The sequence below is a fragment of the Mycobacterium sp. OAE908 genome, from assembly GCF_017872775.1.
Lineage (GTDB): Bacteria > Actinomycetota > Actinomycetes > Mycobacteriales > Mycobacteriaceae > Mycobacterium.
On record NZ_JAGGJL010000002.1, the window covers coordinates 1,115,312 to 1,130,643 of the forward strand.

Below are 15,332 nucleotides of genomic sequence, written 5' to 3' on the forward strand. Positions count from 1 at the left end.
TTAACTGATGTGTAGAACTGCTGGCAGAAACTGGCCGGTCTTCGATATTTGGAACCCCGCAGCACTGCGCAAGGCGGTATTGCTGATCAACTAAGAATTTTCAGCAAACCCCGAACGGGCCCGATGCAGCCTCAGCGGATCACCGGCACAGCGGTGATCGCTCGCATGCGCGACATGAGGGTGTACCCGCCGTCAGAACGATGAACACCCATACTTCTGCCGCTAGATTTAGCGAACCATGTCAATCGACGCCGGACACGCCCCGTTCTTGCTGTTGTCGATTCGCGCCGAAGATGCAGCGGCCGACGACGAGTACGCGGCGATGATGCGCTTCGCCGGTCTGGACACCGACGGGATGCAGCGCATCCGGCTGACACATCGACCCCTTGGCGAGATCGACCTCGCCGACTGGTCCGGCATCATCCTCGGCGGCGGACCGTACAACGTCAGCGACCCACCGGAGTTGAAATCGCAGACGCAGCTGCGGGTCGAATCGGAACTTCTCCCCCTGATGGCGCGGATCGTCGACCGGGACTTCCCGTTTCTCGGATGCTGCTATGGCGTCGGCACGCTTGGCTCGATCATCGGAGCGACCGTCGACCGCAGCTACCCCGAGTCGGTCGGCGCCATGACGGTGACACTCACCGAGCAGGGACGAGACGACCCGCTGTTCGCGGATCTGCCCGACGTCTTCGACGCCTACGGCGGCCACAAGGAAGGTGCCAGTGCGCTGCCGTCGGATATGGCGTCCCTCGCATACTCGGCCGACTGTCCGATCCAGGCATTCCGCGTCGGTGACAACGTCTATGCGACGCAGTTTCACCCCGAACTCGACGCCGACGGGATCTGCACGCGCATCGACGTCTACAAGGACTACGGCTACTTCGCACCGGAGACCGCTGAGTCGCTCAAGCTGGCAGCACTCGACCGGAGCGTCGAGCATCCGCCGACGATCCTGCGACGGTTCGCCGAGAGATACATCCGGCTCGACTAGGCAGGAATCGGCGACGGCTGTCGCCTACCGCGTATCCGACTGTGGCGCAGCGGCTCCCGCGCACACGCGCGAAACGCCGGAACCGCGCACGCGGGAGACAAATCTCCTAAAGTTTGCTGAAGTGCCCAACTGGCATCTTTCGGGTGTGGTGAGACGCGCGTGGGCGCCTCGCAATTCGGCAAATAACGGTCACATTCCAAAAATTGTGCTGAACGTCAATAATGCTGTTTACAATCGCGGACGAATTCGACAACCGGGCATGTCATGGTCGCCGGAGTACCGACCGCGGTCGTTGGCAATAGTGACGCGCGTCAACTTAGCCTCGCTAGCTTGATGAAGTCGCTGAAATCCGCTTGGACAGCAAGGTTTTGACCGCCTCCGACATCTCGCCCGCATAGCTGTTGCGTACCAGACGGCCGCGTGTTATCGCAGTGCCGGGCGCGTCAAGAATTGGTGTGAACCGGCCATTCTGCAATGGCGTAAATCCAGCAAACGGCACTGTATTAGCCGGTAATGTTTGAACTCTGAATCTGCAATGTCTAGTTGCACAATTGCGATTGATTCCTGCTATTTTCTCGCGCATGCCAATTGCGGGGCTGCGCCCGGTTGACGGTCACCGCGTGGCATCGCCGGGCGGGCTTCGCTCGCGCGGTCTGGCAGACATTGCCTTGCGGACAACGACTGTCCCTGGCGCTCAACGATATTCAGCAGACCCTCTGCGGTGACGCCGACGCCATCGGGAGTGTCGTCACGAGCTGACGAACACGAAAGGAAAACGCATGTTCTTGGGCACGGTTGACGACTGGACCGCCGAGGGCACCGTCGTGTCCTGGTACCCCACCGCGGCGAGCTATGCGAGCGCCGCCCAGGCGGCACGCCATCCGGCCCCCGCGAGCTATCAGCAATCGCAACACCTTCACTACTACCGGCGACAGACGAGCCTTGGCCGTGACATCCCGCGGTTGTGCATCGGTGTCTGGGAGATCGCGGGTACCTGTGACATCCACGCGATGACCGAGGCCGTCAACACTCATGTGCGACGGCACGACACCTACCACGATCGGTTCGCATTCGACGAGAACGACGAGATTCACCGTTACGTCATCGACGATCCCGAGTCCATCACCTTGGCCCCGACCGATCACGGCATGATGACTCCCCCGCAGATCCGCAAGCTCCTGCTCGACACCCCCGATCCCCTGCAGTGGGACTGCTTCACGTTCGGCATCATCCAGGGCGAGGACCGGTTCACCGTCTACATTGCGATCGACCACCTGCGAGCCGACGGCATGTCGGCAGGGGTGATCTTCCTCGACATCCAGACGGCGTACTTCACCAGCCTGCAGAGCGCACCTGCCGTGCTGACGCCCGCGGCGAGCCACCGCGACTACTGCACCAACCAGCGCGCCTACACCGCGGCTCTGGACGAGCAGTCACCTCAGATCCGGTCGTGGCGAGATTTCGTCGCCGCGAACGGCGGTGCGCTACCGGCCTTTCCACTGGAACTCGGCGAGGCGACTCCCGATACACCGGGAGCCATCGACGTCTTCGACCTGATCGACGAGGACCAGGGACGGCGTTTCGAAGCGGCCTGCCGCGCCGCGGGCGCACGCTTCAGCGGAGGCGTTTTCGCCTGCGCGGCCCTCACCGAACACCGACTGACCGGAGCGGGCACGTACTTCGGGCTCACGCCGTTCGACAACCGGCGAGACCCCGCATTCGCGACCACCGTCGGCTGGTTGGCGAGCTTCGTGCCGTTGGCGATTCCGACGGCAGGCGCGCCCTTCGAAGAGGTGGTCAACTCCGCGCAGTCGTCGTTCGACCTGAACACGACTCTCGGCGCCGTGCCCTACTACCATCTGCTCGAGATGCCGGAGTCGTCGTCATCGGGTCCGCTTGCAGTGCCGGATCGTCCGGTTCCCATGCTGTCCTACATCGATATTCGCAAGCTGCCGTTCAGTGATTATTGGGACGGACTGCGGATAGGGATCTGGGGAGACAACCGCCTGTCAGAGGCGGTGTGCATGTGGGTGAACCGCATGCGCGACAAGACGCAGTTGGTGGTCGCCTACCCCGGCACCGACGTCGCCCGTGAATCGGTCCTGCGCTATGTCGAGGCGATGCGAACCGAGTTCACCCGGGTGGCCGATGGCGTCGAGCAGCTCGCGCATGCCTGACGCTGCGATCGAATGCCGTGAGCTGGCAAAGTCATTCGGCAAGACTTCATCGGCGCTGCAAGGTGTGAGTTTCACGGTTCCGCGGGCATCGGTCTGTGCGCTGCTCGGTCACAACGGCGCAGGCAAGACGACAACGATCAACATCCTGTCCACGCTGTTGCGGCCGACTGCCGGGTCCGCGGCCGTCGCGGGATTCGATGTGGTGCGCCAGTCAAGCGAGGTTCGCGCGTGCATCGGGGTTACGGGCCAGTACGCTGCGCTTGACGAATTGCTCACCGGCCGTGAGAATCTGACCCTGTTCGGCAAGCTGCGCGGGCTGCGGCACCGGCATGCCAGACGTCGGGCCGACGAGCTCATCGAGCGGTTTGGCATGGGTCACGCGGCCGACCGACGGGTGTCCACGTACTCCGGCGGAATGCGCAGACGCATCGACATCGCCGTCGCGCTGGTCGTTCCGCCCAGGGTGCTGTTCCTCGACGAACCGACCACCGGTCTGGATCCGCGCAGTCGCCGCGAAGTGTGGGACTTGGTATCGGCTTTGCGTCACCAGGACGTCACCGTGCTGCTCACCACGCAGTACCTCGAGGAGGCCGACGTCCTGAGTGACTCGATCATCGTGCTGGACTCCGGTCGCATCGTGGCCAGCGGCACCGCCGATGATCTGAAGTGCCGCGTCGGCGTCAGCTATTGCCAGGTCACTCCCGCTGATCCGGTCCATTTGTCCGCTATTGCAATGGCATTGGCCGACTTCGCGGGCTCCGATTGCGATGCCCTGATCGACCAGCAGGCGGCAGCGGTATCCGTGCCTGCGCCCGACGGTGTGGTGACCTTCGGAGAGGTGTTCCGCCGCCTCGATGGGTTGGGCATCGAACTGGTCGACATCTCGCTGCGCAGACCGTCGCTGGACGAGGCGTTCCTCAGTCTGACGTCACCGGCGGTCACCGTATGAGTGCTCTGGCGGCACTCACACTGCGCACGATGTCGGGCACCCTGCGCGACGCCGACCTGCTGTTCGCGGTGCTGGCCCCTGTCGGTTGCTTCCTCGGGTTCACCCTGGCGTTGGGCAACCTCATCGACACCGGCGGCATCACATACCCGCAGTACGTGCTTCCGGTCGTCGTGGTGCAGGCCATGTTGTTCGGCGCGATGACAACCGCCGATCGCGCCGCCCGGGATCGGTTGTCGGGGTTCGGAGTTCGGCTTCGCACCCTTCCGATCTCGGCGATGATTCCGTTGGCCGCGCGGATGCTCTACTGCTTGATCCGCGCGGTGATTGCGTTGGTCGCCGGCATGGTCGTCGCGTCGATATTCGGCTTCCGGATGGTCGGCGGTCTTGGCTGTGCCGTGCTGTTCGTGCTCATCGTGTTGGCGTTCGCGATGGCGGTCTGCCTCGGTGCCGATGCGCTCGGCTCACGGATCGGTTCGGTGGAGTCCTCCAGTCAAGTGCTGCTACTGCCCCAGTTGGTGCTGGTGCTGCTTTCCACTGGCATCGCACCTGTCGAGTCGTTTCCGGCCTGGCTCGGTCCGTTCGTCCGCTATCAGCCGGTATCGCAAGTCACCGAGACTCTGCGCGAGCTCGCGGCCGGGCATATCACGGCCGTCGGCTTGGCGGTGACATCGGCTTGGTGCGTGACCCTGTTGGCCGTGTTCGGCAGCCTCGCCCTGCGCATGCAAAGGCGCGCATGATGATTCGGCAGAGCGCGCTGGAGGCGGGACGACTGCTGCGGCGCTGGCGACGCGACCCGATCGTCGCGGTGCAGGCATTGTTGTTTCCGACTTTTCTCCTGGTGATCTACAAGCTGCTCGTCGGCAAGGCCGTGCTCGCCGTGACGGGAAGCGACAGCCTCTACGGTCTGGTGCCGATGTGTGCGGTGGTCGGTGCGGTCTTCGGCACGCTCGGCGCCGGCCTGGCATTGCCTGCCGAACGGGAGTCGGGTCTGCTGACGAGGTTGTGGGTGCTGCCGATTCATCGGGCCAGCCCGTTGACCGGTCGACTGCTCGCCGAGGCTACCCGCACCATCGCTTCGGCCGTCGTGCTCACCGCATTCGGTGTCGCGCTTGGTCTGCGTTTCGCGGGCGGCTGGCAGGCTTCCGTGCCCTTTGTGCTTGTGCCCGTGCTGATCTCGGTCGGTGTCGCGACCGCAGTCGTTGCGATCGCCGTTCGTGCGGATGGCCGGGCCATGGTGACATGGCTCGGTGCGGGTTGCGTGGTGCTGTTGTTCTTCAACACCGGGGTGGCCCCCGCGGAAGTGTTCCCCTCGTGGCTGCAGCCGGCGGTGCGGCTTCAGCCGATGTCGCCGACGATCGAGGCGATGCGCGGGCTCGCAGAGGGCGGGCCGGTGCTGTGGCCGCTGTCGCAGGCCACGGTGTGGGCGGGGGTGCTCGTCGCGATCTTCGGGCCGACGGCGGTCCGCGGCTATCGGGCCGCCGCAGAGGCGGGCTGCCGGTGAGCAGGCTCGCGCTGCTCGATCAGGCCGCGTACCTCCGATTGCGGGCCACCGGTCAGGGCAGCGTGGTTCAGTGCACGTGGACATACGATCGTGACGTCGACATCGACGAATTGCGCGCTTTCAACCGCAATCTCGGACACGGACTGCTCGGTCGCCGGATCGAGCGTTCACCACTGCCATTCGGCAGGCATCGATGGGTGCTCGACGATCGATCACCTGACATCGCCCTCACAACGCAGCGGCCGCGGGCCGAGATCGGCGCATGGCTCGAGCAGCGTGCGCGGGTGCAGGTCGACCCCGAGTGGGGGCCGACATTCCACCTGGGCCTGCTGCCGCTTGATGACGGCGGATGCGCGGTCACGTTGGTGGCGTCACACTGCGTCGCCGACGGACTCGGCCTGGCAACGGCGATCGCTGAAGCCGTCAAAGGTGAGCGCCGCGATTTCGCGTATTCCCAGCCGAATTCACGCGATCGGTGGCGTGCGCTGTCAGAGGATTTGGCCGATGCCGTCCTGGCGTTGCCTGCCGTGCTTCGCGCCCTGATCGCGACGCTGCTGATCCTGCTGAGACTCAGTCCTCCTGCGGGCCATTCCACCGCGGCGCGGCCGCGCGAAGTCGCTGGAGACGATTTCGAGCTGCCATCGGTGACGATGCAGACCGACGCTGCTTTGTGGGATGCCCGCGCGCGTGAACTGAACGGAAGCAGCAACACGCTTTTCGTCGCGTTCGCCGCTCGGCTTGCCCACCGAATCGGCAGGGTGCACCCAGACGGCAGCACCGTGACGGTGGTACTCCCGGTCAGCGAGCGCGGTGGTGACGATGATCGTGCGAATGCGTTGACCTCGATCACGCTCGACGTCGACTGCCAAAAGGTGGCCGCCGACATGACGAATGTGCGCGCAGAGGTGAAGACCCGGCTCAGGTCGCTGGCCGAGCAACCCAATGAAATGCTCGCGGGGCTTCCGCTCATCCCGTTCACGCCACGGTGGCTGGTCCGCAAGACCGAAGGCATCGCCATGGCGTCCGCGCAGCTGCCCGCGGGCTGCTCCAACCTTGGTAGCCTCGACGTACTGGTTGGCCGCGTTGACGGACAGGACGCCTGCGAGGTCTCCATGCGGTTGGCCGAGCAGGGCATCAGCCGCAATCGTGTCGAGCAGTGTAACGGCCAGTTGTTCTGCGGCACAGGAACAATCAACGGCAACCGGTTTCTGACCGTCGTGGTCTACGACAGCGGCATGGCGAACACGTCCGCATCGACGCATGAGCTCGCGCAGGGCGCATTGGCCGACCTGAATCTGTCCGCAACAACCGTCTACTAGGGCATTGTGATGGTGAACCTGAGCGTCAAATCCAATCAGCGCGCGCATCCGTTGCTGTATGTCGGCATCGCGGTCACGATCGCGATCTGGTCGGCGGCAGTTTTGTGCTTCGCGATCAATATCGTTCCGCTCGACGTGTATTGGATGTCGTATTACGCCGTCGACTACACATTCGGCTTCGTCCGTCGCGGCCTCGCAGGCGAACTGGTCGGCCTGGCGCCCGGACACTACTTCACGGTTTCGCTCGGACTGCGCTGGCTGTCGACTGCCGTCTACCTGGCCGGCCTGGCGTTGGTGACGGGCGTCGTGCTGTTCGCGCGGCGACGGTCCGAGCGCAGGCTGATGGTCGCGATGCTGATTCCGTTGCTGCCCTTCGGAATTCCGTTCGCAGCGTACTCGGCGCGGCCTGACCTGTTCGGTGCGGCCGCGCTGGCGGTGTTCACCGTGGCAGTGGCGGTCGCGCGCTCACGGGCGATTGCGGTGGCGTGGTGTGTGGCCTACGGCGTCGTCATTGCGGTTCTGACGCTGGTGCACGAGGCGATCGGACTGCAGTTCGCGCTTGGCGCGGTGCTGGCGATCGTCGTCCTAGGTGGTGCGTTGGGGTCCGCACGGCGTGGAGGTGTGCTGCTGGCCGTCATGCCCGGCGTTTTCACGGCGGTGGTGGTGGCGGCGTTCGGCCGTCACGACGTCGCCTCCCAATTATGTTCGGCGGTACCGCATCACCCGATGCCGAACCCGCTGGCGTCGGTTACGTCGCTGCCGACGCTAGCGCAGTACGTGATGGGTGGACAGCCGAGCCAGACCGACTACCACGACTGGGTGTGCCGCAACATCATGCCCATCTACGACTACGGGATCGTGGATGCGATGCGCATCGTCGCGCACATCGGTGTCGTCGGTCTCGCGATGTCCCTGGTGTTCGGCGCAGTGGCGCTTCTCACCACCGTCTACGGGATCAGCACGCTGTCAGGAGTTCCGGTGCGCGCCTTCGTTGACGAGTTCCGTGGCCGTCTCGCATGGGTGGTCGCAGGTCTGCTGTTGGTCGTCCCGGTGTTCCTGACCGGCTTCGACTGGACCCGTTGGCTGGTCGTCATCTCCTATGACGTTGCGATCGTCTACCTGGTTTTTGCGGCGCGCAGACCAGAGATCGAGCATCCGCCGACGCCAAAAGCGCTGCGGCTTTTCATCTGTCTTGTCATCGTCCTTGCGCTCGTCCCGATCGGCACTGTTCCCGGCTTTGGCGGGCCGAGAATGATTTAGCTCCCCGTGCAGGGGGGTGAGGTTCTTAGACGGCCACCAGTTCGCCTTGCCGACCAGAACCGCCAATGCGGGCACGGTCACAGTACGGACCAGGAAGGTGTCCAGTAGCAAGCCGACACCGATGATGAAGCCCACCTGGACCATTCCCATGATGCTGCCGAACGTCAGGCCGAACATGCTTGCGGCGAAGATGATGCCCGCGGACGTGATCACCCCGCCGGTCGCGCCGACAGTCCTGATCACGGCCGTACGCATGCCGCGGGAGGCCTCGTCGCGGATGCGGGATATCAACAGCAGGTTGTAGTCCGCTCCCACTGCCACCAGCACAATGAACGCCGTACCCGGCACGTTCCATGCGATGTGTTGGCCGAGGATGAACTGGAAGACGACCACGCCGATGCCAAGCGCCGACATGAACGAGATGGCCACCGAGGCAATGAGATAGAGCGGTGCGACCACGGCCCGCAGCAGCACGATCAGGATCAACAGCACGACGAGGATCGTCATGGTGAGGATGAACTGCATGTCGTGGTTGTAGTAGTTGCGGATATCCGCGTTCACGGCGGGCAAGCCCGCGATCGAAATCTTTGCGTCGGCCAGTTCCGTGTTGGGCTGCGCGCTGCGCGCTGCGTCCATGATTTGCCCGACCTGGTCCATCGCCTGTGTCCCGAATGGGTCGAGGTCGGTCTGCACGAGATAGCGCACCGCGTGGCCGTCTGCCGAGACGAACATGGTTGCCGCGGTCTTGAATTCGCTGTTGGTCAGGATCTGGGGCGGAATGTAGAAGCCGGCCATCGACGGTTCTCGGGCGTTGTTGCGCATGGCCATCAGGAACGACGAGGCATCACCGAGACCGGGCCCCATCTGGCGGACCTGGTCGACAAGCAACTGCACGCCGTCGGCGAGTTGCCGACTCGCGTCGGCGAGCGTGTTGGCGCCGTTCTGCAGTTCAGCCAGTTTGCGTTTGATGCCGTCGGGCTTGTCGAGCCCCAATTTCTGCGCGGCCTCGGTGGCGGCCTCGAGCTTCTGCTGGAGCTCGCCGACGGTGGTGCTCACCGGCTGAGTGCCATCGGCGGACTGCAACTGATGCGCCAGATCGGAGAGCGACTGAAGCGAGCCGTCGTCGTGCGCGGTGATGAGGCGCTGCAGTATCGCCCGCGAGTTCTGGCAGGCCGGATCGATCGAGCAAACCGGGTTGAAGTTGAGTGCAGCCATCATGGGCACCGCCCACCGATACACGTCGTCGACTTGAGTGAGGTTGACGCCCAACGCATCACCCATCGCGCGCATGCTCTTGACCAGTCTCGCGGACTGGTCAATGTCAGCGATCGTCGTGTTGGGACCGTAGCGGGCCTGCATTTCGACCAACGCATTCGTCAATCCGCTGACGGACGTCATCGCGTCCAGCACACCGTTGCGGACGTCGCCGAGCGCGTCAGCGAGTTGGTGCGCACCGCCGGTGAGCCGATCGAGATCGGCATCGCGGCTGGAGATCTCGGTCGATGCCTCGCTGAGTTTGTCGCCGACGGCGCCCGCCTGAAAAGTGGCCTTGGCCTGTTCGAGGGTGTCTCCGGTGGGCCGCGTGATACCGCGGACGGCGGCGATCCCTGGCACCTGGCTGACGCGGCGGGCCATCTGCTCCAGGTCGGCCAGCGCCTTCGGGCTGCGCAGATCGCGGGGCGACTGCACCAGAATGAACTGCTGGATGCTCGAGTTGACCGGAAAGTGTTGCGCCATCACTGCGTAGCCGACATTGCTGTCGACGTCGGCAGGCAGATTCTTGCGGTCGTCGTAGTTGAACTTGATCGCGCCGACGCACCCGGCCAGCACGGCCAACACGATGAGGCTGGCCACCAGATGGCCGACCGGATGTTTCACGATCCGAATTCCCGAGCGCCGCCAAAGCCGGCTGGTCAGTTCGCGTCTGGGCTTGCACAGCCCGCGTCGTCCGGCGAGCGCAAGCATCGCGGGCAACAGCGTGATCGAAGCGAGAAACCCGACGAGGATGGTGACGGCCAACGCGGGACCGATGGTCGAGAACACGCCCAGCTTCGCAAACGTCATGCCCATGAACGTGATCGCGACCGTCCCCGCGGACGCCGCGATCACCTTGCCGACCGAGCCAAGCGCCAGCACCAGCGCGGCGTCCGACTCCTCGCCCATCCGCAGATATTCGTGGTAGCGCGAGATCAGGAAGACCGCGTAATCCGTGCCGGCTCCCAGCATCATTCCGCTGACCAGCACCATCGCCTGCGGCGAGATGGTCAAGCCCAACTCCAGCAGCCACGCGATGACCTGTTGCGCCACGACAAGTGATATGCCGATCATCACCAGCGGCAGCGCCATGGTGAGTGGGTTTCGGTAGACCAGCAGCAAGATGGTCAAAACCATGAGCGCGGTGGCGATCTCGATCACATGGACGTCGCGTTCGCCGACGGCCGTCATGTCACCGACCGTTGCCGCCGGCCCGGTCAGGTGTGCGGTAAGCGTGGTGCCTGCCGTCGACGCTTTGACGATTTCGACGGCTTTCTTGTACGCCTCGGCCGCAGGAGGCGTGGCGAGTTCTCCCGCCAGCCCGACCGGTAGATACCACGCTTTGTTGTCCTTGCTCGTGACGACGTCGCGCAATGCCGGGGTGGTGATGAAGTCCTGCAACATCACAACGGATTGATGGTCGGCGCGAAGGTTGTCGACGAGCTTGCGGTACACGGCCTCCTGTTCGGGACCCAGGCCGTTGTCGTTGCTCAGCACGACCAACAAGCTGTTCTGCGAGTCCGATTCGTCGAAGGCTTTGATCATCGCGTTGTTGGCGACAAGGACAGGGGCGTCGGATGGGAGGAACTCGGGCTGCTTCTCCCCCGCGATCTTCGCCAGCGGCGGCAGCAGGATGAACAACGCGACGGCCAGCGCGAGCCACAATCCGATGACGGCCAGCGGCCGCCGCACGACGAAGCATCCGATCCGGCCGAACGAGCCCAGCGAACTCGCCAGATCGTCGAACTCGGCGCGTGCGGCGCGCGTGGGTCCCTGCATCCCCGAGAACAATACTGTGCGATGGCGTGTTTGGAGAGGTCAGCGAGTCTGCGAACTGCCTGTGTTGTCAACGGAATTCGGTCATCGATGATGGGCAAACACCAACGGCTCTCGGCACCCCGGTTTGGACTGGTGTAACCGGGACAAATTCAGACGTGAGCGACGCCGGCCGTCATGCGCCGGCGGTCAGTGCCTTCAGGTCGTCGAGCGAGTCGCCGATGACTTCGCTGAGGTCGCTGTCCCGTCCGGCGTCCAGCCACCGTGCGAAGGCCACTTTGAAGACCGCGATCGCCGTTTCGGCAATGAGCGCTGCGGTCCGTTCCGTCACGCCGCGGCGTTGCAAACCCTCCGCCATCGCAGCGGAGAGCGAAGCCAACTTGATCAACTCACGCTCCTGCAGGCCGGGATTGGCGTTGATGACCGCTTGGCGTCGACGGGCGTGCGCCCGGCGATCCGCAAGCATGTCGCCGACCCCACGCAGTGCGCCACGCACCATCTCGATCGGTGATGCCGAGTCAGGGGCTTCGGCTATGTGCGTCGTGACCAACTCGATCAGCGCGTCCTGCCCCCCGAACAGCACCTCCCGTTTGTCGGCGAAATGTCGGAAGTACGTTCGCTCGGTCAACCCCGCTCGTTCGGCGATCTCCGCGACGGTCGTCTGGTCGAACCCACGCTCGGTGTAGAGATCCAGCGCCGCCTCCTCGAGGCGACCGCGGGCGTTTGGCTCCCACCGACTCATTCCGCGATCTTATGGGAATGACAGCGACTGTCATCGACGTTATCGTGATGACAGCTACTGACATCAATGGGAGGTTGCAATGCGCGTGTTTGTCACAGGAGCGTCCGGATTCGTCGGCTCGGCGGTCACCGCCGAGCTCCTCGCCGCAGGTCATCAGGTCCTCGGCCTGGCCCGCTCCGACTCCTCAGCCCGGGCGCTGGAGGCGGCGGGCGCGCAGGTTCACCTAGGCGATCTCGAGGACATGGCGAGTTTGCGTGCGGGGGCGCAGTCCGCCGACGGAGTCATCCACCTTGCCTTCAAACACGACTTCACGGACTACGCCGGCGCCGCCGAACTCGACAGGCGCGCCATCCACACCCTTGGTGATGTGCTGACCGGGACGGACCGTCCGCTGGTTGTCACCTCTGGGCTGGCCGGCTTCGGACTTGGCCGGACGATGACGGAGGACGACGCTGCCTCCCCCGAATCGCCCCGATTCTCCGAACACGCAGCGCTGGAGTTCGCGTCGCGCGGGGTGCGAGTCTCAGTGCTGCGACTGCCACCCTCGGTACACGGAGAAGGCGACCACGGGTTCGTGCCGCGCTTGATCGACATCGCCAGGGAGAAGGGCGTCGCCGCCTACCCCGGTGAGGGCACCAACCGCTGGCCCTCCGTGCATCGCCTCGATGCGGCTCGGCTGTTTCGGTTGGCACTGGAGGCAGCACCCTCGGGCGCTCGGTTGCACGCGATCGATGACGAGGGGGTGCCAGTCCGCGACATTGCGGCCGCCATCGGCCGGCACCTTGGCGTGCCCGTCGCCACGGTTCCGGCGGAAAAGGCGCTCGATCACTTCGGTTGGCTTGGCACGTTCTTCTCGCTGGACGTCCCGGCGTCGAGCGAGCAGACGCGGGAACTGTTGGGATGGCAGCCGACGCAGGTCGGCTTGCTCGACGATTTGGACGAAGGGCATTACTTTCGCGAACGAGCGGCCGCCGTACTCAGTGAAACTGATTGACGGGCACCGGCAATCCGTAGTGCTCGCGCAGGGTTGTGCCCGCGTAGTCTTCGCGAAACAGTCCTTTTCGCCGCAGGATCGGCAGCACGTGGTCGATGAAGGTTTGCAGTCCCGACGGTAGCGCGGCGGCCATGATGTTGAATCCGTCTGCCGCGCCACCTTCGAACCATGCGACGATCGTGTCGACGGCCTGGTCTGGCGTGCCGACGAAGGTGAAGTGGCCGCGTCCGCCCCCAAGCCGGGACAGGATCTCGCGGACAGTCAGGCTTTCGCGGTTCGCCAATTCGATGATCAGGTCTGCCCGGCTCTGTGCACCTTCGAGGTGCGGGCGCGCCAAAACCGTTGCGGGCAATGGACTGTCGAGGTCGAACTCCGAGGCGTCGACCTCGAGGATGTTCGACAACTGCCACAGTCCGTATTCCGGAACCCGAAGCTCGTCCAATTCCCGGGCCAACTCCTGGGCTTCGCGCTCGGTCGAACCGATTATCGGGACGATCCCCGGCAGCACCAGCACACCATCGGGATCGCGACCCGCGGCCTTCGTGCGTGCCTTGATGTCGCCGTAGAAGTCGGCGGCCCGCTCGTAGGTTTGGTGTGCGGTGAAGATCGCCTCCGCATGCCGCGCCGCGAAGCCCTTTCCATCCTCCGAGGACCCCGCCTGCACAAGCAGCGGATGACCCTGCGGCGGCCGCTCCACGTTCAGTGGGCCCGCGACCTTGAAATATTCACCGCGATGGTCGATGGCATGCAAACGCGTCACGTCCGCATACCGGCCCGAGGCTTTGTCGCCGATGACCGCGTCGCGTTCCCAGCTGTCCCACAACGCTTTTGCAACAGTGAGGAACTCGTCAGCCCGCGCATAACGGGACGCGTGATCGAGGCGGTCATCGAGGCCGAAGTTCGCAGCCTCCTCCGGCGTAGCCGAGGTGACGATGTTCCAGCCGGCCCTACCGGCGCTGACATGGTCGACGGTTGCGAGCCTGCGTGCCAGGTTGTACGGCTCGTTGTACGTCGACGAGACCGTGGCGATGAGACCGATCCGGCTGGTGTGTTGCGACAGCGCGGTCAGCAGGGTCAGCGGCTCGAGTTGTCCTGGTGGCCGGAACGCACCGGTGCCAGTCAAGGACGGACCGTCGGCGAGGAACAGCGAGTCGAACTTCGCATTTTCGGCCAGTCGGGCCAATTCGATCCAGTGCCTCAGGTCGAAGTCGGCGCGCGCATTGCTCTGCGGGAGTCGCCACGCCGCCTCATGATGGCCTGCCTCCATGAGGAACGCGTTGAGATGAAGCTCGCGACGTCCGCTCATGTCAGCTTCGAGCTGTCGAAGCCGTCGGGCAGCAGGTTGTCGGCGATGGTGTTCACGTCGACCTGTTTCGTGATTTCGCCGGCCTCGAAGAACGCGTCGGACAGCGCCTGCTCAGCCTTCAGGTCCTCGGGTAGGAACTGCGTGATTTTGAAGGGATACGCGTCGACGGTCGCCCTCCCATCCTCGAGCGAAACACCGGTCTCCTTGGCGATCGCTTTGGCGTATTGGTCCGGATTTTGCTGCGCCCAATTGAATTCGCGGGCGACGCGGGTGAGCACGTCGGCCAGTGCAGCGCGCCGCACTGGATCGTTGAGCGACTTCTCGCTGGCCACGTAGTAGTTGTTGACCTGGTCGATAGGCGGCACGCCCTTGGCGATGATCCGGGCGCCGTCTTTGACGGCGAGCGCGGATTGCGGGTTCCAGATCGACCACGCGTCCACCTTGCCGGTGTTGAAGGCGGTACCGCCTGCGGCCGGGCTGAGGTAGACGAACTCAACATCTTTTGGCGTCAGCCCTGCGCTCTTCAGTGCAAGCAGCGCCAAGCCGTGAGCGGAGCTGCCCTGCGGGACCGCGATCCGCTTGCCTTTCAAGTCGGCGAGAGTATGAATCGGCGAATCCTTCGGCACGATGATGTTCTCGGGCGCCTTGGTGGCATCAGCACCACGCTGGACGGCGATGATCTTGAACCCGAATTGCTTTGCCGCGCCGGTGATCGGTGGAACGTCACCCACCGACCCGAGGTCGATATTGCCCGATGCCGCCGCCTGCACGAGTGGTGGACCGTAGTCGAACCGAGCGAACTTCACCTTGTACGGCGCGTCATTGAACGCGCCCGTGATCTTTGCCAGTTCCTCGTTACCGTCGCCGCCGTTGTCGCCGATGGTGAAGGTGTACTGGCTCCACTCGGGATGGTTGGCGGCCGTCGAACCTCCGGCGCTACTCAGTGGTGCGTCGGGTCCTTTCGGTGAAGAGCAGCCGGCAAGCACACTCGCCACGGTGAGCAGCACAGCTGCGGCAGTGAGACGGAAAGATCTGTGGGACATAGCTTCTCCTGTGAGTG

General features: G+C 64.3%; 10 protein-coding genes and 1 pseudogene. 7 read left to right on the forward strand and 4 right to left on the reverse strand.

Annotated features, from left to right (window positions below):
* Positions 1-238 precede the first annotated feature (238 nt).
* From J3E61_RS30600 to J3E61_RS30625, 6 genes and pseudogenes are all read left to right on the forward strand, one after another.
* Entirely contained in the window at positions 239-994 is a 756-nt protein-coding gene (locus J3E61_RS30600; protein WP_210086431.1) for a glutamine amidotransferase, read from the forward strand.
* Positions 995-1,773: 779 nt separating this feature from the next.
* Positions 1,774-3,171, forward strand: a complete 1,398-nt coding sequence (locus tag J3E61_RS30605) for a hypothetical protein (RefSeq protein ID WP_192722840.1) — start codon at positions 1,774-1,776, stop codon at positions 3,169-3,171.
* Positions 3,164-4,102, forward strand: a pseudogene (locus tag J3E61_RS30610) (ATP-binding cassette domain-containing protein); the annotation flags it as partial. The gene J3E61_RS30605 and the pseudogene J3E61_RS30610, both read left to right, overlap by 8 nt.
* Positions 4,103-4,116: 14 nt before the next feature.
* On the forward strand, positions 4,117-4,857 hold the full coding sequence (locus J3E61_RS30615) for an ABC transporter permease (RefSeq protein WP_210086432.1): 741 nt from the start codon (positions 4,117-4,119) through the stop codon (positions 4,855-4,857).
* Positions 4,854-5,621 (forward strand): ABC transporter permease, encoded by a 768-nt coding sequence (locus J3E61_RS30620; protein ID WP_210086433.1) that lies wholly within the window; start codon positions 4,854-4,856, stop codon positions 5,619-5,621. The genes J3E61_RS30615 and J3E61_RS30620 overlap by 4 nt, the downstream gene beginning before the upstream one ends.
* Positions 5,618-6,940 (forward strand): hypothetical protein, encoded by a 1,323-nt coding sequence (locus tag J3E61_RS30625; RefSeq protein WP_210086434.1) that lies wholly within the window; start codon positions 5,618-5,620, stop codon positions 6,938-6,940. The genes J3E61_RS30620 and J3E61_RS30625 overlap by 4 nt, the downstream gene beginning before the upstream one ends.
* A gap of 966 nt (positions 6,941-7,906) precedes the next feature.
* Here the strand turns inward: J3E61_RS30625 and J3E61_RS30630 are convergent.
* Entirely contained in the window at positions 7,907-11,233 is a 3,327-nt protein-coding gene (locus tag J3E61_RS30630; protein ID WP_210086435.1) for an RND family transporter, read from the reverse strand.
* 172 nt (positions 11,234-11,405) lie between these two features.
* Positions 11,406-11,972 carry a TetR family transcriptional regulator gene (locus J3E61_RS30635; RefSeq protein ID WP_210086436.1) on the reverse strand — a complete coding sequence of 189 codons (567 nt, stop codon included), beginning with the start codon at positions 11,970-11,972 and terminating at the stop codon, positions 11,406-11,408.
* 79 nt (positions 11,973-12,051) lie between these two features.
* Between J3E61_RS30635 and J3E61_RS30640 the strand changes: the two genes are divergently transcribed.
* The gene (locus tag J3E61_RS30640) at positions 12,052-12,966 is read left to right on the forward strand and encodes an SDR family oxidoreductase (protein WP_210086437.1); all 915 of its coding nucleotides are present in this window, start codon (positions 12,052-12,054) and stop codon (positions 12,964-12,966) included.
* Here the strand turns inward: J3E61_RS30640 and J3E61_RS30645 are convergent.
* Together J3E61_RS30645 and J3E61_RS30650 are read right to left on the reverse strand one after the other, a co-directional pair.
* Positions 12,950-14,272: an LLM class flavin-dependent oxidoreductase gene (locus J3E61_RS30645; protein ID WP_210086438.1), complete on the reverse strand. Its 1,323-nt coding sequence runs from the start codon at positions 14,270-14,272 to the stop codon at positions 12,950-12,952. The genes J3E61_RS30640 and J3E61_RS30645 overlap by 17 nt on opposite strands.
* Complete coding sequence (locus J3E61_RS30650) at positions 14,269-15,315, reverse strand: ABC transporter substrate-binding protein (RefSeq protein ID WP_210086439.1); 1,047 nt, start codon at positions 15,313-15,315, stop codon at positions 14,269-14,271. Before J3E61_RS30650 ends, J3E61_RS30645 begins: the two co-directional genes overlap by 4 nt.
* Positions 15,316-15,332: the final 17 nt, after the last annotated feature.